General features: G+C 71.6%; 18 protein-coding genes. 10 read left to right on the top strand and 8 right to left on the bottom strand.

Going from position 1 to position 19,048, the window contains the following annotated elements:
• Positions 1-22 precede the first annotated feature (22 nt).
• The 6 genes from O7627_RS18760 to O7627_RS18785 form a co-directional block, all read right to left on the bottom strand.
• Entirely contained in the window at positions 23-709 is a 687-nt protein-coding gene (locus O7627_RS18760) for an L-ribulose-5-phosphate 4-epimerase (RefSeq protein WP_278094824.1), read from the bottom strand.
• Positions 706-2,370 carry a ribulokinase gene (gene araB / locus O7627_RS18765; protein WP_278094825.1) on the bottom strand — a complete coding sequence of 555 codons (1,665 nt, stop codon included), beginning with the start codon at positions 2,368-2,370 and terminating at the stop codon, positions 706-708. The genes O7627_RS18760 and araB overlap by 4 nt, the downstream gene beginning before the upstream one ends.
• Positions 2,371-2,441: 71 nt before the next feature.
• The gene (yjfF, locus tag O7627_RS18770; protein WP_278094826.1) at positions 2,442-3,443 is read right to left on the bottom strand and encodes a galactofuranose ABC transporter, permease protein YjfF; all 1,002 of its coding nucleotides are present in this window, start codon (positions 3,441-3,443) and stop codon (positions 2,442-2,444) included.
• Complete coding sequence (locus O7627_RS18775) at positions 3,440-4,504, bottom strand: ABC transporter permease (protein ID WP_278094827.1); 1,065 nt, start codon at positions 4,502-4,504, stop codon at positions 3,440-3,442. Before O7627_RS18775 ends, yjfF begins: the two co-directional genes overlap by 4 nt.
• Positions 4,501-6,027 (bottom strand): sugar ABC transporter ATP-binding protein, encoded by a 1,527-nt coding sequence (locus O7627_RS18780; RefSeq protein WP_278094828.1) that lies wholly within the window; start codon positions 6,025-6,027, stop codon positions 4,501-4,503. Before O7627_RS18780 ends, O7627_RS18775 begins: the two co-directional genes overlap by 4 nt.
• Positions 6,028-6,104: 77 nt before the next feature.
• Positions 6,105-7,040: an ABC transporter substrate-binding protein gene (locus O7627_RS18785; protein WP_278098324.1), complete on the bottom strand. Its 936-nt coding sequence runs from the start codon at positions 7,038-7,040 to the stop codon at positions 6,105-6,107.
• A 420-nt stretch (positions 7,041-7,460) separates the two neighbouring features.
• Between O7627_RS18785 and O7627_RS18790 the strand changes: the two genes are divergently transcribed.
• The 10 genes from O7627_RS18790 (at position 7,461) to O7627_RS18835 (ending at position 16,142) form a co-directional block, all read left to right on the top strand.
• The gene (locus tag O7627_RS18790) at positions 7,461-8,477 is read left to right on the top strand and encodes a LacI family DNA-binding transcriptional regulator (protein ID WP_347404663.1); all 1,017 of its coding nucleotides are present in this window, start codon (positions 7,461-7,463) and stop codon (positions 8,475-8,477) included.
• 240 nt (positions 8,478-8,717) lie between these two features.
• Positions 8,718-9,479 (top strand): DeoR/GlpR family DNA-binding transcription regulator, encoded by a 762-nt coding sequence (locus O7627_RS18795; protein ID WP_278094829.1) that lies wholly within the window; start codon positions 8,718-8,720, stop codon positions 9,477-9,479.
• Positions 9,476-10,483, top strand: a complete 1,008-nt coding sequence (gene pfkB / locus O7627_RS18800) for a 1-phosphofructokinase (RefSeq protein WP_278094830.1) — start codon at positions 9,476-9,478, stop codon at positions 10,481-10,483. Before O7627_RS18795 ends, pfkB begins: the two co-directional genes overlap by 4 nt.
• Before the next feature lie 70 nt (positions 10,484-10,553).
• A complete protein-coding gene (locus O7627_RS18805) occupies positions 10,554-11,705 on the top strand; it encodes a PTS mannitol transporter subunit IICB (RefSeq protein ID WP_278094831.1) in 1,152 nt (383 codons plus the stop codon).
• A gap of 56 nt (positions 11,706-11,761) precedes the next feature.
• Positions 11,762-12,070, top strand: a complete 309-nt coding sequence (locus O7627_RS18810) for a PTS lactose transporter subunit IIB (protein WP_278094832.1) — start codon at positions 11,762-11,764, stop codon at positions 12,068-12,070.
• Positions 12,063-12,530 carry a PTS sugar transporter subunit IIA gene (locus O7627_RS18815; RefSeq protein WP_278094833.1) on the top strand — a complete coding sequence of 156 codons (468 nt, stop codon included), beginning with the start codon at positions 12,063-12,065 and terminating at the stop codon, positions 12,528-12,530. The genes O7627_RS18810 and O7627_RS18815 overlap by 8 nt, the downstream gene beginning before the upstream one ends.
• On the top strand, positions 12,527-13,567 hold the full coding sequence (locus O7627_RS18820; RefSeq protein ID WP_278094834.1) for a zinc-dependent dehydrogenase: 1,041 nt from the start codon (positions 12,527-12,529) through the stop codon (positions 13,565-13,567). Before O7627_RS18815 ends, O7627_RS18820 begins: the two co-directional genes overlap by 4 nt.
• Positions 13,568-13,578: 11 nt before the next feature.
• Positions 13,579-13,893 (top strand): HPr family phosphocarrier protein, encoded by a 315-nt coding sequence (locus O7627_RS18825; RefSeq protein ID WP_278094835.1) that lies wholly within the window; start codon positions 13,579-13,581, stop codon positions 13,891-13,893.
• Positions 13,886-15,568 carry a phosphoenolpyruvate--protein phosphotransferase gene (ptsP, locus tag O7627_RS18830; RefSeq protein ID WP_278094836.1) on the top strand — a complete coding sequence of 561 codons (1,683 nt, stop codon included), beginning with the start codon at positions 13,886-13,888 and terminating at the stop codon, positions 15,566-15,568. The genes O7627_RS18825 and ptsP overlap by 8 nt, the downstream gene beginning before the upstream one ends.
• 226 nt (positions 15,569-15,794) lie before the next feature.
• Positions 15,795-16,142 (top strand): Lsr2 family protein, encoded by a 348-nt coding sequence (locus tag O7627_RS18835; protein ID WP_278094837.1) that lies wholly within the window; start codon positions 15,795-15,797, stop codon positions 16,140-16,142.
• 93 nt (positions 16,143-16,235) lie between these two features.
• Here the strand turns inward: O7627_RS18835 and O7627_RS18840 are convergent, their stop codons facing one another.
• Both O7627_RS18840 and O7627_RS18845 read right to left on the bottom strand, forming a co-directional pair.
• Positions 16,236-17,489, bottom strand: a complete 1,254-nt coding sequence (locus O7627_RS18840) for an Ig-like domain-containing protein (RefSeq protein WP_278094838.1) — start codon at positions 17,487-17,489, stop codon at positions 16,236-16,238.
• Positions 17,490-17,647: 158 nt separating this feature from the next.
• Complete coding sequence (locus tag O7627_RS18845) at positions 17,648-19,000, bottom strand: NAD(P)-binding protein (RefSeq protein WP_278094839.1); 1,353 nt, start codon at positions 18,998-19,000, stop codon at positions 17,648-17,650.
• Positions 19,001-19,048 lie beyond the last annotated feature (48 nt).

Raw genomic sequence — 19,048 nt, forward strand, 5'->3', positions numbered from 1 at the left:
CTGCTTACCCCTCCGTGATTGGTCAACGCTGGCCGTAGACGTTCTGGTACCGCTCGTACAGCGCGTCGATGTGGTGTGGCTCGATCGGCACCGGGTCACCGCCCGAGCAGGTGATGTGCACGGTCCGGGCGACGTCCTCGCACATCACCGCCGCCTTCACGGCCGCCTTCGCGGACCGGCCGATGGTGAAGACGCCGTGGTTGCGCATCAGCACCGCCGGGGAGCGGTGTCCGGCCAGGGTCGCCACGATTCCCTTGCCGATGTCGTCGCCGCCGATCAGGGCGAACGGCCCGACCGGGATCTCGCCGCCGAATTCGTCGGCCATCGCGGTGAGCACGCACGGGATGGCCTCGCCGCGGGCCGCCCAGGCGGTCGCGTACGGGCTGTGGGTGTGCACCACGCCGCCGACGTCCGGCATCGCCCGGTAGACGTACCCGTGCGCGTCGGTGTCGCTCGACGGCCGGTGCTCACCGTCGACCACCTCACCGTCGAGGGTGGTGACCACCATCGACGCAGGCGTCAGGTCGTCGTAGGACAACCCGCTCGGTTTGATCACCATCAGGTCGGCACCGGGCACCCGGGCGCTGACGTTGCCGCTGGTCCAGGTGACCAGGCCCCACCGGGTCAGCTCGGCGTGCAGCCGGCACACCTCGTCGCGGAGCCGGGCGATCTCGGTGCCGATCTCGTCGGACCAGGGTTTGCCGGTCATCGGGTCGCCTCCTCGCGTAGCGCGTGCAACCGGTGCAGTACGTCGTTGCCGCCCCGGCCGAAGTGGTCGTGCAGCAGTCGGTACTCGGCGTAGAGCCGGTCGTAGACGTCGGCGGCGGCCGGGTCGGGAGTGTAGACCGCGCGGCGTACCTTGCCCATCGCCTGGGCCGCGGCCCGAATGTCCGGGTACGCCCCGGCGGCCACCGCCGCGTGGATCGCCGAGCCGAGCGCCGGCCCCTGTTCGGAGTCGATCACGCTCAGCGGCCGGCGCAGCACGTCGGCGTAGACCTGCATCAGGAAGGTGTTCTTGAGCAGCCCGCCAGCCACGATGAACTCGGTGACCGGGACCCCGGCGGACTCGAATGCGTCCACAATGGTGCGGGTGCCGAAGGCGGTCGCCTCGATGAGTGCGCGGTACTGCTCCTCCGGCCGGGTGGCCAGGGTCTGCCCGACGATCATCCCGGACAGGTAGTGGTCGACAAGTACCGACCGGTTGCCGTTGTGCCAGTCCAGCGCCACCAGGCCGTGCTGGCCGGGTCGCTGCGCGGCGGCCAGCTCGGTCAGGTACTGGTGCGGGTCCAGGCCGCGCTCGGCGGCCCGCTCGGCGTAACCGGCCGGCAGTGAGTTGGCCACGAACCAGGCGAAGATGTCACCCACCCCGCTCTGGCCCGCCTCGTACCCCCACAGGCCGGGCACGATGCCGTCCCGCACGACGCCGCACATGCCCGGCACCTCGGCCAGGGCGTCGGAGTTCATCACGTGGCAGGTGGAGGTGCCCATGATGGCGACCAGCTGGCCCGGCTCGACGGCCTTGGCCGCCGCGGCCGTGACGTGCGCGTCGACGTTGCCCACCGCCACCGCGATGCCGGCCGGCAGACCGGTCCAGGCGGCCGCCTCGTCGGTGAGCCGGCCGGCCAGCCCGCCGAGCGGGGCGAGCGGGTGGGCGAGCTTGTCGTCGACGAAGCCGGCGAAGTCGGGGTGCAGCGCGGCCAGGTAGTCGCGGGACGGGTAGCCGTCCTGGTGGATGCCCTTGTACCCGGCGGTGCAGACGTTGCGGGTCTCCACCCCGGTCAGCTGCCAGACGATCCAGTCTGCCGCCTCGATCCACCGGTCCGCGCGGGCGTACACCTCCGGGTCCTCGGTGAGCACCTGCAACGCCTTGGCGAACTGCCATTCCGCCGAGATCCGGCCGCCGTAGCGGGCCAGCCACGGCTCCCCGCGTTCCTCGGCGACCTGGTTGACCCGGTCGGCGTGCGGCTGGGCGGCGTGGTGCTTCCACAGCTTCGGATAGGCGTGCGGCCGGTCGGCCAGCTCCGGCAGCTCGTTGAGCGGGGTGCCGTCGGCCAACGCCGGCAGCACGGTGCAGGCGGTGAAGTCGGTGGCGATGCCGATCACGGCCGCCGGGTCGACGGCGGCCGCCGCCACCGCCTTCGGCACCGCCTCGCGCAGCACCGCCCGCCAGTCGGCCGGCAGCTGCAGCGCCCAGTTCCCCGGCAGCGGCGCGCCGGTGGCCGGCAGCCGCTCGGAGATGGCGCCGTACTCGTACTCGTGCACGGCCGAGCCGACCTCGGCGCCGTCGGCCACCCGGACCACCACGGCCCGGCCGGACAGCGTGCCGTAGTCGACGCCGATCACGTACTGGTCGGTGTGGTTCTCGCCCACCTGAACTCCTCCTCCAACGACGGCCTGGGGCGCGCGGCCGGACCGCGCCTGGTCGGCTTGCTCCGACACCGCTACCCGCTCCGCCGGCTACGGGTCACGGTGCGCTGCAACAGGATGAAGACGAAGAGCAGCACCCCGATGACGATCTTGGTCCACCACGAGCTCAGGTTTCCCTGAAAGGTGATGATGGACTGGATCAGGCCGAGCACCAGCACCCCAAGCACGGTGCCGAGCACGAAGCCCGAACCGCCGCTGAGCAACGTGCCGCCGATCACCACGGCCGCGATCGCGTCGAGCTCCATGCCGACGGCGTGCAGCCCGTTGCCGGAGAGCATGTAGAAGCTGAGCAGCACCCCGCCGAGCGCCGAGCAGAACCCGCTGATGGTGTAGACCCCGATCTGGGTCCGGGCCACCGGCAGCCCCATCAGCAGGGCGGACTGCGGGTTCCCGCCGAACGCGTAGGTGTTGCGGCCGAGCCGGGTGTAGGCGAGCACCCAGGCCGCGATGGCGACCACGAACAGCGCGACGACCACGCTGGGGGAGATGAAGAACCCACCGAACCGGATCCGCTCCTGCGCCATCGACGTCCAGAACGGATCGGTGATCGGGATCGACGAGGTGCTGATCGTGTAGCAGAGACCCCGGGCGAGGAACATGCCGGCGAGGGTGACGATGAACGGCTGGATGTCGAAGTAGTGGATGATCGCGCCCATCCCGGCGCCGAGCAGCGATCCGACCAGCAGCACCGCGGGCAGTGCCACCGCGGCCGGCCAGTTCCACGTGCCCAGCATCGTCGCCGCCAGCATGGTGCTCAGCGCGACCACCGCGCCCACCGACAGGTCGATCCCGCCGGTCAGGATGACGAAGGTCATCCCGACCCCGACCACGAGCAGGAACGCGTTGTTGATGAAGACGTTCAGCACCACCTGGGTGTCGGAGAAGCCCGGGTAGTTCAGCACCCCCGCGGTGTACATCACCACCAGCAGGATCAGCGTCGCCAGCACCGGGACGTAGCGTTGCTGTGGTCGCCAGGCGCGCGGCGCGAGGGTCGCGACGGTTCCCTGGGTCGTCATGCCGGTACCTCGATCCTCGGTTCCTCGCTGGCCGGTGGTCGTCTCGCCAGCGGTGGCTCGCGTCGCTGCCGGAAGACCTTGGCCCGGAAGGATGGCGACTGGAGCAGGCAGACGATGGTGACCACCAGCGCCTTGAACAGCAGCGTCGTCTCCGGCGGGATGCCGGTGGTGTAGATGGTGGTGGTGAGGGTCTGGATGATCAGCGCGCCGATCACGGTGCCGCCGATGGAGAACCGGCCGCCGGCCAGCGAGGTGCCGCCGATCACGACGGCGAGGATCGCGTCCAGTTCGATCCAGAGCCCGGCGTTGTTGCCGTCCGCGCTGGAGACGTTGGAACTGATCATCAGCCCGGCGATGCCGGCGCAGAGCGCGCAGAACATGTAGCTGGTCAGGATCAGCCGCTTCGCCTGGACCCCGGCCAGCCGGCTGGCCTCGGCGTTCCCGCCGACGGACTCGATGAGCATGCCGAGCGCGGTACGCCGGGTGAACAACACGGTCAGCACGAGCATCACCAGTGCGATCAACACCGAGAACGGCAGGGTGAGCCAGTAGCCGCCGCCGATCAGCTTGTACGGCGAGGAGTTGATGGTGATGATCTGGCCACCGGTGATCAGCTGGGCGAGTCCCCGGCCGGCCACCATCAGGATCAGCGTCGCGATGATCGGCTGGATGCCCACCCCGGCGACCAGGAGACCGTTCCAGGCTCCGAGCCCGAGGGCCAGCAGCAGCGCCAGCCCCACCGCGACCAGGACGCCGGTGACACTGTTCTGGTTGCTCAGGTCACTGATCTGCAGGCAGGAGAGGGCACCACAGATCGCCACCACCGAGCCGACCGAGAGGTCGATCCCGCCGGTGGCGATGACGAGCGTCATGCCGAGCGCCACCAGGATCAACGGCGCACCGAACCGGAGAATGTCGATCAGACTCCCGTACAGGTGGCCGTCGCGGACCTGGATGGAGAAGAAGTTCGGCGTGAAGAAGAGGTTGCTGACGAGCAGCACCAGCAGGATCACCACCGGCCACAGCAGGCGGTGCCGGGTCAGGGCGGTCAGTCGGGTCATTCCCGTGCTCCACTCGCGATTGCCTGCATGACCCGCTCGGCGTCCAGGTCGGCGTCGTTTGCCAGTTCGGTGACCATCCGGCGGTCGCGCAGGACGGCGACCTTGTGGCTGAGCCGGAGCACCTCGTCCAGTTCCGCCGAGATGAACAGCACCGCCATCCCGCCGTCGGCCAGCGACACGACCAGCCGCTGGATCTCGGCCTTGGCCCCGATGTCGATGCCGCGGGTCGGCTCGTCGAGGATCAGCAGCTTCGGCTCGGTGATCAGCCAGCGGGCCAGCAGGACCTTCTGCTGATTGCCGCCACTGAGATTACGGACCAGCGCCTCCGGATTGGGCGGCGAGATCCGGAGGGCCTTCACGTACTTGTCGACAAGTTCGTCCTGGCGGCGCCGCGGCAGTGGGCGGGACCAGCCGCGGGCGGCCTGCATGGCCAGGATGATGTTCTCCCGGACGGTCAGGTCGCCGATGATGCCCTCGGTCCGCCGGTTCTCCGAGCAGAACGCGATGTCGTGCCGCATCGCTACCCGCGGGCCGCGCATCGTCACCGGCCGCCCGCCCGCCCGCAGCTCGCCGCGATCGGCCCGGTCGGCACCGAAGAACAGCCGGGCCGCCTCGGTCCGGCCCGAGCCGAGCAGTCCGGCGAGGCCGACCACCTCGCCGGAGTGGATCGCCAGGCTGAACGGCTCCACCGCGCCGGTACGGCCGAGTTCGTGCGCCTCGACGACCGGTTCGCCCCCCTCCAGGGCGGCCAGCGAGGGCTTGGGCTGCTCCTCCAGCTGCTCCAGCGCGGCGAGTTCCTGGCCGATCATCTTCGCCACCAGCTCGAGCTGGGGCAGTTCGCGGGTGGCGTACTCGCCGACCAGCCGGCCGTTGCGCAGCACCGTGATCCGGTCGGAGACCTCGTAGACCTGGTCCAGGAAGTGGGTCACGAAGAGGATCGCCATGCCCTCGTCGCGGAGCTTGCGGATCACCCGGAACAGCTGCTCGACCTCGGCCGCGTCGAGGCTGGAGGTCGGCTCGTCGAGGATCAGCACCTTCGCCGAGATGTCGATGGCGCGGGCGATGGCGACCATCTGCTGGATGGCGAGCGAGTGGCTGCCCAGCAGGGACGACGGGTTGACCTCGACGCCCAGCCGGCGCAGCAGCCCGGCGGCGTCGTCGCGCATCTTCGACCAGTGGATCCGGCCGAACCGGTGGGGCTCACGCCCGATGAAGATGTTCTCCGCCACCGACAGGTTGGCGCAGAGGTTGACCTCCTGGTAGACCGTGCTCACCCCGGCCCGCTGCGCCTGAAGCGGGCCGGTGAAGCGGACCGGCACGCCGGCCAGCCGGATCTCCCCCTCGTCGATGTCGTACACCCCGGTGAGGACCTTGATGAGCGTCGACTTCCCGGCGCCGTTCTCGCCCATCAGGGCGTGCACCTCGCCGGGCAGCAGCCGGAAGTTGACGTCGTCGAGCGCCCTGACCCCGGGGAACGCCTTGCCGATACCGGTCATTGTGACCAGTGGCTCTGGTTCGACCACGTCAGCGTCCTCTCTGGCGGTGCGGCGTACCCGCGGGTGCCGGCCGTCGGGACGGCCGGCACCCGAATCGGTACGGTTCAGTACTGTCGCTCCGGGAGCACGGCCTTGGCCTGCTCCTGGGTGAAGGTGGTCTCCTCGGTGAGCACCCGGGCCTCGACTTCCTCCCCGGCGTCGACCTTCTTGACCAGCTCCATGAGCTGTGGGCCGAGCAGCGGGCTGCACTCGACGATGAAGTTGATCTTGCCATCGGCGAGCGCCTGCATGCCGTCCTTGACAGCATCCACGGTGATGATCTTGATGTCCACGCCGGGCTTGAGGCCGGCGCCCTCGATCGCCTCGATCGCACCCAGACCCATGTCGTCGTTGTGGGCGTAGAGCACGTCGATGTCGCTGTTGGACTTCAGGAAGGCGTCCATGACCTCCTTGCCCTTGGCACGGGTGAACTCGCCCGTCTGCGAGGCAACGATCTTGAACTTCGGGTCCGCGCCGATCACCTCGGCGAAGCCGGCCTTCCGGTCGTTCGCGGGCGCCGAGCCGGTGGTGCCCTGCAGCTCGACGATGTTCACCTGCTCCGTCGTGCCCTCGTACTCCGCGACCAGCCACTCGCCGGCCTTCTTGCCCTCCAGCACGAAGTCCGAGCCGATGAAGCTCTTGTACAGCGAGGTGTCGGCCGAGTCCACGGCCCGGTCGGTCAGGATCACCGGGATCCCGGCGTCCTTGATCTCGCGCAGCACGGTGTCCCAGCCGGTCTCGACCACCGGCGAGAAGGCGATGACGTCGACCTTCTGGGTGACGAAGGACCGCAGCGCCTGGATCTGGTTCTCCTGCTTCTGCTGCGCGTCGGAGAACTGGAGTTTGATGCCGGCCTCCTTGGCCGCATCCTGGATCGACTTGGTGTTCGCGGTTCGCCAGCCACTCTCCGCGCCCACCTGGGAAAACCCGAGCGTGATCTGGCCGTCGTCGGCGGGCTCTCCCCCGGTATCGCCACCACAGGCGGCCAGCGCGGCGACCATCACCACGCCGAGTGCGGTCGCCGAGATCCTCTTCAGCACCGTTTCCTCCTCATCGTTGCGAATCAGGTGACTCGTCAGCACCCGCGGCCCGCGTCGTCGCGGGAAATCGCCACCCGGCCCTGACTCATATCGTCATCGGTCGTAGTTACCGTTCACATGGCCGAACTTCTCGTTCGACCCCCTCCGGCATCGGACCGCCGTCGCCCCACCCACCAGCGCCGCCGAGAGCCGCCTTGGCGCCGGGAGAACTGGCTCAACATCGATCGATCCTTCGGACCTCTGGGATTCCTCGTTTCGAGAGTGTTAACGTTCTCATGCCGTGCCGTCAAGAGGCTGGACGGCGTAGGTACGGATCCGTGATACGACGGTGGCCCGAGGCCGGTCCGACGGTCGCCGGATCGCGACGCGGAGGGAGCGATCTTGTCCCGTGATCACCCGGTGATGCGCGATGTCGCCCGGCTCGCCGGGGTGTCCCACCAGACCGTCTCCCGGGTGCTCAACGGCCACCCGAACGTTCGGCCCGAGACCAGGACCCGGGTCCTGGACGCCATGCGGGCCCTCAACTACCGGCGCAACCTCGCCGCCCGCGCCCTGGTCACCCGCCGATCCGGCACGCTCGGCCTGATCGCCTTCGAGACCACCCTGTTCGGGCCGGCCTCGACCCTCTACGGCATCGAGCAGGCCGCCCACGCGGCCGGCTACTTCGTCAGCGTGGCGAGCGTCCGTTCGCTGGACCGCGCCTCGGTACTGGAGGCCGTCGACCGACTCTGCGCCCAGTCGGTCGAGGGGATCGTGGCGATCGCCCCGAAGAGCACCGTCGCCAGTGCGCTGACCCAGGTGCCGGCCGGCCTGCCGGCGGTCGCCGTGGGCGGCGCGGACGGGGACGCGGTGCCGACCGTGCGGATCGACAACGCGGCCGGCGCGGCGATGGCCACCCGGCACCTGCTCGCCCTGGGCCACGCCACCGTCCACCACATCCCCGGCCCCCCCGACTGGCCCGAGGCGCGGGACCGGATGGACGGTTGGCGGGACGCGCTCAGCGCCGCCGGAGCGGCCGTACCGGTGATCCGGCCCGAGGACTGGAGCGCCCGCTCCGGCTACCGGCAGGGCCGGGCGCTGGCCGCCGACGACTCGGTCACCGCCATCTTCTGCGGCAACGACCAGATCGCCCTGGGCGCGCTGCGGGCTCTGCACGAGGCAGGCCGCCGGGTGCCCGAACAGGTGAGTGTCGTCGGCTTCGACGACGTACCCGAGTCACCGTTCTACCTGCCGCCGCTGACCACGGTCCGGCAGGACTTCGTGGAACTCGGCCGGCGCAGCCTCGACCTGCTGCTCGGCCAACTCAGCACCGGGGTACGCGCCGACCGCCACCTGATGCTGACGCCCCGGCTGGTCACCCGGGCGAGCTCGGGGCCGGCCCCGGCCCGCCGCGGTTAGCCGCGCCCACCGCCCGCCGGACCCCGCACCTCCCGCCCGCCCCGCCAGCCGGTGGCGGGCACCTTGCCGCCCTCCGCGCGCAGAACCCTGCCCGCGAGACCCGGGGTACCGACCACCACGATCGCCTCACCGCGCCCGCGGCGCGGAACAATTTCGCAGTTCAACGCCGTGAAGGCTTGACACTCCCACAGACTCGGGCGTAAACAAACGCTAAGCAAAATGAAACGGCGGTGAAACCACATGTACGCCGAGGAGCGCCAGCAGGAGATCGTCCGGCTGGCCCGGGCCGAGGGTCGGGTCGACGTCACCACCCTGGCCGAAACCCTCAACGTGACGGCGGAGACCATCCGGCGCGACCTGACCACCCTCGAACGCGTCGGGGTGCTGCGCCGGGTGCACGGCGGCGCCATCCCCGTCGAGCGGATCGGCTTCGAGCCGGCGCTGGCCACCCGGGACTCCGTACTCATCGACGAGAAGGAGCGGATCGCCAAGGCGGCCCTCGCCGAGCTGCCGGAGGAGGGTGCCGTCATCCTCGACGCCGGGACCACCACCGCCCGGCTCGCCCAGGCCATCCCCGGCGACCGCGAGCTGACCGTGGTGGTGAACTCGCCGGTGCTGGCCAGCACCCTGGGCACCCGGACCAACCTGAACGTGCTGCTGCTCGGCGGCCGGGTACGGGGCAAGACCCTGGCCACCGTCGATGACTGGGCGCTGCGCCCGCTCGCCGACATGTACGTCGACATCGCCTTCCTCGGCACCAACGGCTGCTCGGTGGAGCGCGGCCTGACCACCCCCGATCCGGCCGAGGCGGCGGTCAAGCGGGCCATGATCGCCGCCGCCCGGCGGACCGTGGTGCTGGCCGACCACACGAAGATCGGAAACGACTACCTGGCCCGGTTCGGCGCGCTCTCCGACATCGACCTGCTGATCAGCGACAGCGGCCTGGACGAGGATCTCGTCGCCGACCTGGAGACCGCCGGCGTACGGGTGGTGCGGGCATGATCCTCACCGTCACCCTGAACCCGAGCCTGGACCGGGCCGTCGAGATCGACCACCTGGCCCGGGGCGACGTGTTGCGGGCCGCCTCGGCCCGGCTCGATCCCGGCGGCAAGGGCGTGAACGTCTCCCGGGCGCTGCTGGCCAACCGGGTGGCGTCGCGGGCGGTGCTGCCGTGCGGCGGCGACGAGGGCGCCCAACTCGTCCGGCTGCTCGCCGCCGAGGGCGTCGACCTGTTCGCGGTGCCGATCGCCGGGCGGACCCGGTCGAACATCACGCTGGCCGAGCCGGACGGCACCGTGACCAAGATCAATGAGCCCGGTCCCGGCCTGACTCCCGCCGAGTTCGAAGCCGTCACCGACCAGGTGCTGGCCGCCGCCAGACAGGCCGACTGGGTGGTGGTCTGCGGCAGCATCCCGCCGGGGCTGCCGGTCGAGGCGTTCGGTCTGCTCTGCGAGCGTCTTGTCGACGCCGGCGCCCGGCTCGTGGTGGACACCAGCGGACCGCCCCTGCAGGTGGCCGCCACCGCCGGGGCGGCGCTGCTGAAGCCGAACCGGGAGGAGCTGGCCGAGGCGGTCGGCCGCCGGATGGAGTCACTTGCCGACGTGGTGGCCGCCGCCGAGCAACTGCGGTCCTGGGGTGCCGCGGCGGTGCTGGCCAGCCTCGGCGCCGACGGTGCCGTCCTGGTCGACGCCACCGGCGTGGTCAGCGGCGACTGCCCGGTGGCCCGACCGCGCAGCAGCGTCGGCGCCGGAGACGCACTGCTGGCCGGGTTCCTGGCCGCCGGCGCCGCCGGCCCGGCCGCCCTGGCGGAGGGGCTGGCGTGGGGCGCCGCCGCGGTCCGGCTGCCGGGCAGCCGGATGCCCGGCCCGGCCGACCTGAACCGGGCGGACGTCCAGGTCCGCGACCGGACGGTCGAGTTCCGGTCCACCGCCCGGGACGCGCCGGCCCAGCCGCGGCCGGCCGAGGAGAAACGCCTGGTCCCGCAGAAGCCTCTCGCGAACGGTTGACGGCGGCGGATCCACCCTGATGCTTCGCTGCCGATCCCCTCCCCACCCCCACCCTTAAGGAGCAGCACACATGGCAACCGACTACACACCCGCGGTGCAGGGCACCGGGGTCAAAGCCACCGTCCAGCGGATCGGCGGCCATCTCGCCGGGATGGTGATGCCCAACATCGGGGCGTTCATCGCCTGGGGCCTGATCACCGCCCTGTTCATCCCGACCGGCTGGATCCCGAACGAGACCCTGGCCGAGCTCGTCGATCCCATGATCGCGTACCTGCTGCCGCTGCTCATCGGCTACACCGGCGGCAAGCTGGTGCACGGCCAGCGCGGCGCGGTGGTCGGCGCGATCGCCACCATGGGTCTGGTGGTCGGCGCCGACGTGCCGATGTTCCTCGGCGCGATGATCATCGGCCCGCTGACCGCGTACCTGCTGAAGCTCTTCGACGGGCTGGTCGAGAACCGGATCAAGCCGGGCTTCGAGATGCTGGTGAACAACTTCTCGGCCGGCATCATCGGCGGCGTGATGGCGATCGCCGGCCTGCTGGCGATCGGACCGGTCATCGAGACCATCACCAACGCCGCCGGGGACGCCGTCGACTGGCTGGTCGACAACAGCCTGCTGCCGTTCGTCTCGGTCCTGGTCGAGCCGGCCAAGGTGCTCTTCCTGAACAACGCCATCAACCACGGCGTCTTCACCCCGCTCGGCGCGGCCGAGTCGGCCGCCGACGGCAAGTCGATCCTGTTCATGATCGAGACGAACCCCGGGCCGGGCCTCGGCCTGCTGCTGGCCTTCATGTTCTTCGGTCCCCGGCTGCTGCGCTCCAGCACCCCGGCCGCGATCGTCATCCAGTTCCTCGGCGGCATCCACGAGATCTACTTCCCGTACGTGCTGATGAAGCCCCGGCTGATCATCGCGATGATCGTCGGTGGCGCCTCCGGTGTGCTGACCTTCATGGCCACCGGCGCCGGACTGGTCGCCGCCCCGTCCCCGGGGAGTATCTTCGCCTACCTCGCCGTCGCGCCCAGGGGCGGCTGGTTCGCCGTCGTACTCGGCGTGCTGATCTCCGCGGCGGTGACCTTCGCGGTCGCCTCGGCGCTGCTCGGCTTCGGTCGGCTGGAGCGCGATGAGCCGACCGACGGGCAGGACGACCCGGCGACCGCCGGGCAGCCGCAGGACTCCACCACCGCCGGCGGGCGCACCGCCGGCCAGCCGGTCACCACCTGACGGCCGGCATCACCGACCCGGACCGCAACCCACCCACCACGGAAGGTGTGAGCCGAATGGCCACCATCAACGGAGCAGAGATCCGCAAGGTCGTCGTCGCCTGCGACGCCGGCATGGGCAGCAGCGTCATGCTCGCCAGCCAGCTCCGCAAGCAGTTGCAGAAGCAGCAGGTCACGGTCGAGCACACCCCGGTCAACTCGATCCCGGCCGATGCCGACGTGGTGGTCTGCCACACCGGACTGGCCGCCCGGGCCCGGGGCAGCGCGCCGGGCAAGGTGATCGTTCCGGTCCAGGTGTTCATCGGCGACCCCGCCGTGGCCAAGCTGGTGAAGGCCGTGCAGAGCGGCGGCCAGGTCGATGGCTGAACAGCTCGGATCGCCCGGCGCGCTGTTGGAGCGCCGGGCGGTCCGGTTGACCGAGCAGGCCGCCGACCGGGACGACGCGATCCGCAGGTGCGGCCAGACCCTGATCGAGATCGGCGCGGTCGAACCCGGCTACCTCGACGCGATGCTGGAGCGGGAGCGGTCCGTCTCCACCTACGTCGGGGAGGGGGTGGCCATCCCACACGGCACCCTGGCCGGCAAGGACGCGGTGCACCGGGACGCGCTGGCGGTGCTGCGCTTCCCGGCCGGGGTGGACTGGGGCGGTTCCCCGGTCACCGTCTGCGTGGCGATCGCCGCCCGCGGCGACGGCCACGTCGCCCTGTTGTCCGAACTCGCCCAGATCCTGCTGGACCCGGACCGGGCCCGGCAACTGCGCGAGGCGACCGAGATAGCTGACGTACTCCGGCTGTTGGAGCCGGTTGGAGAGGAGAACCCGCGGTGAAGGTCGTCCGATTCCACGCACCCGGCGACGTCCGGATCGAGGACGCGCCGGAACCGAACCCGGGTCCCGGGGACGTCAAGATCCGGGTTCGGGCCTGTTCCACCTGCGGCACCGACGTGAAGATCTCCAAGTTCGGGCACCACCACATCTCCCCACCCCGGGTGATGGGGCACGAGATCGCCGGCGAGGTGACCGAGGTCGGCGCCGGCGTCGACGACTGGCAGCCCGGTGACCGGGTCCAGGTGATCGCGGCGATCCCGTGCGGCCGGTGCGCCGAGTGCCGGCGCGGGCGGATGACCGTCTGCCCGAACCAGGAATCGATGGGCTACCACTACGACGGCGGCTTCGCCGAGTATCTGGTGGTCCCGGCGAAGGTGCTGGCGGTGGGAGGGCTGAACCGGATCCCCGCCGGCCTCGGGTACGCCGAGGCCTCCGTCGCCGAGCCGCTCGCCTGTGTCCTCAACGGACAGGAGCTGGCCCGGGTCGGCCCCGGCGACGACGTGGTCGTGATGGGCTCCGGGCCGATCGGCTGCCTGCACGTACGGTTGGCCCGGTCGCGCGGGGCCGCCCGGGTCTTCCTCGTCGACGTGAACCGGGAACGGCTGGACCTGGCCGCCGGTCTGGTCGCGCCGGACGGCACGGTCTGCGCGGCGGAGACCGACCCGGTCGACGGCATTCTCAAGCTGACCGACGGCCGGGGAGCCGACGTCGTGATCACCGCGACCGCCGCCGGCGCCGCCCAGGAGCAGGCGCTGCAGATGGCCGCCCGGCAGGGCCGGATCAGCTTCTTCGGCGGCCTGCCGAAGGACAACCCGATCATCGCCTGCGACTCCAACCTGGTGCACTACCGCGAGTTGACGATCGTCGGCGCGAACGGCTCGAGCCCCGCCCACAACGCCCAGGCGCTGGAGCTGATCGCCTCGGGCGCGGTGCCGGTGACCGACCTGATCACGCACCGGTTGCCGGCCTCGGCGGCGCTCGACGCGTTCGACATCGTGGCCCGGGGCGAGGCCATCAAGGTGACCATCGAACCCTGAGAGGGGAAGCCATGCCCACCCGAACCGTGACCGTGGGATCGGCGAGCGGCCTGCACGCCCGACCCGCCGCGCTCTTCGTGGCGGCGGCGGCCGCCCAGTCCGTACCGGTGACCATCCGGACCGGCGACCGGCCGGCGGTGCCCGCCCGCAGCATGCTCTCGGTCCTCGCCCTCGGCGCCCGGCAGGGCACCGAGGTCGTCCTGGCGGCCGACGGCGACGGCGCCGACGCGGCCCTCGACGAGCTCGCCGCACTGCTCGCCCGCGACCTCGACGCCGAGGACGCGACCGACACACCGACCGCGCAGGGGGAGCCCGCGGATGCCTGACCCGGCGAACGCGGACACCCGGACCGGCACCGCCACCCTGACCGGAATCGGGGTCAGCCCGGGGCTGGCGGCAGGGCCCGTGCACCGGGTCGCGCCGCCGCCCCGGCTCCCCCCGGCCACCCCGGTCACCGACCCGGCGGCCGAGGTCGATCGGGCCGTCGAGGCCCTGGCCACGGTCGCCGCCGAACTGAACCGGCGGGCCGGCGCCGCCACCGACGCGACCGCCGCCGAGATCCTGCGGGCCCAGGTGATGATGGCCGAGGATCCGGTGCTGCGGGAGGCCGTCGAGGCAGCGGTGGGCGAGGGCCAGGACGCCCCGCACGCCATCCGGCAGGCGCTGCTGGCCCATCGGGCGGCGTTCGAGGCCGCCGGCGGCTACCTGGCCGAACGGGTGGCCGATCTCGACGACCTGCGCGATCGGGCGGTCGCCGCCTGCCTGGGCGAACCGATGCCGGGCATCCCGGACCCGGGCCGGCCGTTCGTGCTGGTCGCCCGGGACCTCGCCCCGGCCGACACCGCGGGGCTGGACCCCGGCCGGGTGCTGGCGCTGGTCACCGCGGCCGGCGGGCCGACCAGCCACACCGCGATCGTGGCCCGGTCACTCGGCCTGCCCGCGGTGGTCCGCTGCCCCGAGGTGCTCGACCTGACGGACGGCACACTGGTCAGCGTCGACGGCGCGACCGGGCAGGTGCGGGCCGGGATCGACCCGGACACCGTCGAGGGGGTCCAGGACCGGGAACGCCGGCGGCGTGACCGGGTGGCCGCCTCGACCGGACCCGGGCGTACCGCCGACGGCCACCGGGTCGCCCTGCTGGCCAACATCGGTTCGGTCCGCGACCTCACCGGAGAGGTCGAGGGGGTCGGCCTGTTCCGCACCGAGCTGCTCTACCTCGACCGCACCGAGCCGCCGGGCCACGACGAACAGGTCGCGGCGTACGCGGAGGTGTTCCGCGCGATGGCCGGGCGCCGGGTGGTCCTGCGGACGTTGGACGCCGGCGCGGACAAGCCGCTGCCCTTTCTCGACCAGGGCGACGAACCCAACCCGGCGCTCGGGGTCCGCGGGCTGCGTACCGCCCGGAGCCGGCCGGACGTGCTGGCCGGCCAGCTGGACGCGGTCGCGGAGGCGGCCCGGGCCGCCGACGCCGAGGTCTGGGTGATGGCCCCGATGGTCACCACCGCCGCCGAGGCGGCCGAGTTCGCCGACCGGTGCCGGGCGGCGGGCCTGCCGACGGCAGGCGCGATGGTGGAGGTCCCCGCGGCGGCGCTGCGCGCCGGCGCCCTGCTGGGCGCGGTCGACTTTCTCAGCATCGGCACCAACGACCTGAGCCAGTACGCGTTCGCCGCCGACCGGCAGTGCGGCGACCTGGCCGACCTGCTCGACCCCTGGCAGCCGGTGCTGCTGGAACTGATCGCGGGCTGCGCCGCCGCCGGCCGGGCAGCCGGCAAGCCGGTCGGTGTCTGCGGCGAGGCGGCGGCCGATCCGGGACTGGCGGTGGTGCTCACCGGTCTCGGGGTGACCAGCCTGTCGATGTCCGCCCGCTCGGTGCCCGCGGTCCGGGCCGCCCTCGCGGAGCACACCCTGGCCGACTGCCGCCGGCTCGCCGAGGCGGCGCTCGCCGCCGGCGACGCCGCGGCCGCCCGGGCGGTGCTGGCCACCGCGGCAGCCGCGGGATGACGCCCGCGCGGGTCCGGGGGCGCGACCCGGACCCGCGCGGCGGCTGACCCGACCGGTGCGCGTATTCGATCACGATTGGCGGCTGAATTGCGACGGCTGGTCGGACCCCGATCCGGCCGGTGGCGAACGGTGCGGCCACGCCGAAAGCGGCAATGAGTTGCACAATTATCGTCCGATGAGTCAAAATCGATCCCTACCCGAATTCGCGCACGAGGAGTGATCGACCATGGCCAAACAAGTAATCACGCTTCTGACCGACGACCTGGACGGCAGCGAGGCCGATCGCACGGTGGAGTTCGGCCTCGATGGCGTGACCTACACCATCGATCTCTCCGAGAAGAACGTGGGTAAGCTCCGGCAGGCCCTCAATGTCTACATCGACGCAGGCAGCCGCGTCGGGCGCGGCGGCAACGAGAGCCGGCGCGGCGGCCGGCGCGGCAACGGTGGAGCGCCGACCCGCAGCGACCGCGACCAGAACCGGGCGATCCGCGAATGGGCCGTCAAGAACGGCTACGACATTTCCGAGCGGGGCCGGATTCCGGCCTCGGTGGTGACGGCCTACAACAATCACTGACCGGGCACGCGGGTCGTGCCGGCGGGCCGGCGGACGTGGACAACGTGGTGCGGGGTCAATGCCCGGCCCACGTTGTCCACGTAATCGGGCGGGCTAGCCGCCCTCGTTGGCTGACGGTGCGCTATCCGGTCCGGCACTCGGCGTCGGTGCCCCGGTGCCGGCGGGCGCGGCCCCGGCCGGCGCGCTCGGGTCCGGTTTCGGTTCGAGGCCGGCCGGTACCGGCAGGGCGCTGCCCTTGACGTATTCGGCCCAGCTCTGGTCCCAGACGGTCCATCCATTTCCCGGGTCGAGTTGGACCTCGGTGCCGGAGATCGTGACCAGGTCGCCGACCTGCGTCGTCTCCATCAGCCAGGCCGCGTTATCACTCGACACGTTCGTGCAACCGTGTGACACGTTGCGGCTGCCCTGGTCGCCGACCGACCAGGGAGCGGCGTGGATGAATTCCCCGCCCCAGGTCAACCGCTGGGCATCGGAGACGGTCACCACGTAGCCGCCATCCGGGTCGTCCCGGGTGTCGAAGACCGTCGAGTCGTGCTTCTCCATGATCACCATTTTGCCGCTGGACGTCGGCGTGCTCGGTTTGCCGAGGCTGACCGGGATCTTTCTGATCAGCCGGTCGTCCCGGAAAACCGACATCTGCTTCGTCCGGTTGTCGATGTCCAGCGTCAGCTTGCCGCCGATCCGAGCCGTCGCGGTCCGATCCGCGTCGCCGTACCTGTTCCCGCCCAGCGGCAGCCCGTCGAGAGCCGCCCGGACGGTGATGGTGGTACCCGATCGCCAGAAGTCCGGCGCCCGGTAGGAGACCTGCCGACCATTCTCCGTCCAGGCCCACACGCCCGGCTGCGGCGGATCCGTCGTCACGAAGAGCCGGCGCTGCACGTCGGCCCGGGCCGACTCGGCAATCCCCTCCTCGAACGAGAGGGTCACCGGCATCGCGACCCCGTAGGTCCGGTCGCTCTCCAGGTAGAGGGTGCTGGCGGTCCGGCGGGTCGGCTTGTCCATTGTGGTGAACCGGGTACTCGCTGTGGTGTTCTGCCCGGCGTCGTTCGTCGCCACCACCTCGGCCTGGTACGTCCGCTTCGGCTTGAGCGGACCGGCCGGCACCCACGAGGTGCCGTCGGCACGCAGTTCGCCGTCGACCCGGCCACCCCGGTCGTCGGTGACCTGCACGGCGGTTATCCGGCCGCCGGTGACCGTGGTGGCGATCTCGGCGCTCAGGGGCACATCCTTCGCATCCGCCGCCGGAGCCACCGACAGCGTGGCGGCCGGCGGCGGCGCCGGGCGCGGCCGGCGCTCGCTCGTGCACGACGTCAGCAGCAGCGACCCGGTCGTCGCCACAGCCGTCAACAGCAGTACCCCTTGTCGCCTCCACACCATCGCCCCCACCCCCGCTTCGTCGCGTCCTGACCACATTCTGTATTGGCAGGATCACCGAGGAGGGGGTTCGGTCGAGTTGCGACAACCCGAACCGGACGCGCGACCCGAACGGCCGCGAGGGGAACTTTTCAGGCCCGCGCCCCGGGCGCCCTCCGCGACGTCCGGAGCACCTTCCACACCATCGCCGGCCGCCGCAGCACGCTGGGCGGGAGCAGCAGGTGCTGCACCTGGGTGAAGGTGCGCCGAATCTCCGGATCGACCTGGGCGGCGAGCTGGATCCGCCGGCTGTAGCGGTTGAGCAGCCGGATGCCCCGGGGCCGGCGCCCCACCGTCTCCGGATAGGCGAAGTCCCCCCCGGCCGCGAACTTCCACGGCGTCGCGATGATCCGTCCCGCCTCCTGGTAGAAGTCGCGCGACAGCGCCGCGCCAGGTGTGCCGTGCTGGTCCAGCAGCCGACCCAGCGCGATCGACTGAAGCGCCGCGCAGGTCATCCCCTGCCCGTAGATCGGGTTGAAGCTGCAGATCGCGTCGCCGAGGGCCAGGTAGCCGGCGGGCGCGTCCGTCTGCTCCTCGAAGTAGCGACGCCGGCTGGACGGGAAGTGGTGGGTGGCGATCTCGGTCAGTGGCTCGCACCGGCCGAGAATCTCCGCGATGGCCGGATGCGGCAGGCTGCGGGCGTGGGCGAGAAAGGATTCCTCGTCCGCGCCCGGGAACTCACCGTGCCAGCCGCCGAGGGAGACCAGCCAGCGGTCGTCCTCCACGGCGAGCACCAGGCCGGCCCGCTTCTCGTGCGGCGGCGCCGGCAGGGCGAACGCGCCCACCTGCGGTCCGAAGTCGCCCGGCCGGCGACGCAGCAGCCGGCTGGCGTACCCGAGACCGATCTTGATCTCCACGACCCGGGGCGCCGGACAGCCGAGGTCGGCCAGCCACCGGTCCGACCGGCTGCCCCGCCCGGTGGAGTCGACCACCAGGGCCGCCGCGATCACCGCACCGTCGGCCAGCCGTACGCCGGTCACCCGCCGGTCGGCGCTGACCAACCCGGCGACGGCCGTGCGGTCCCGGACCCGCACGTTCGGCAGGTCCCGCACCCGCCGGTAGAGGGCGGTCTCCAGCAGCGGCCGGCTGAACGCCAGCAGTCCGACACCGGTGGACACCAGCGGCCAGATGATGCCGTACCGGTGGTAGGAGAGCTCGGCTCCCGGGTCGAACGGGATCGCCCCGGCCGCCACCAGCTCCGCCACCAGACCCGGGAACAGCTCGCCGAGCGCCTCCTGGCCGGAGCCGAGCAGGATGTGACCGTGGGCGCCCTGCGGCACCCCCCGGCGGGGCGTCGCCAGATCCGGCAGCTCGTCCCGGTCGAGCACCACCACCTCGGCGAAGCGGTCGGACAGCGTGCGGGCGGCGGCGAGACCGGCGATACCGGCCCCGATCACGACCGCGGTCTCGGGTACGACGGACGGTGCCGTGGAAGCGGAGGTCATCGGTCCAGTGTGGCAACCGATCGTCCACGGTCGGCACCGGCTCGCCGA

The sequence above is a fragment of the Solwaraspora sp. WMMD1047 genome (genome assembly GCF_029626155.1).
Lineage (GTDB): Bacteria > Actinomycetota > Actinomycetes > Mycobacteriales > Micromonosporaceae > WMMD1047.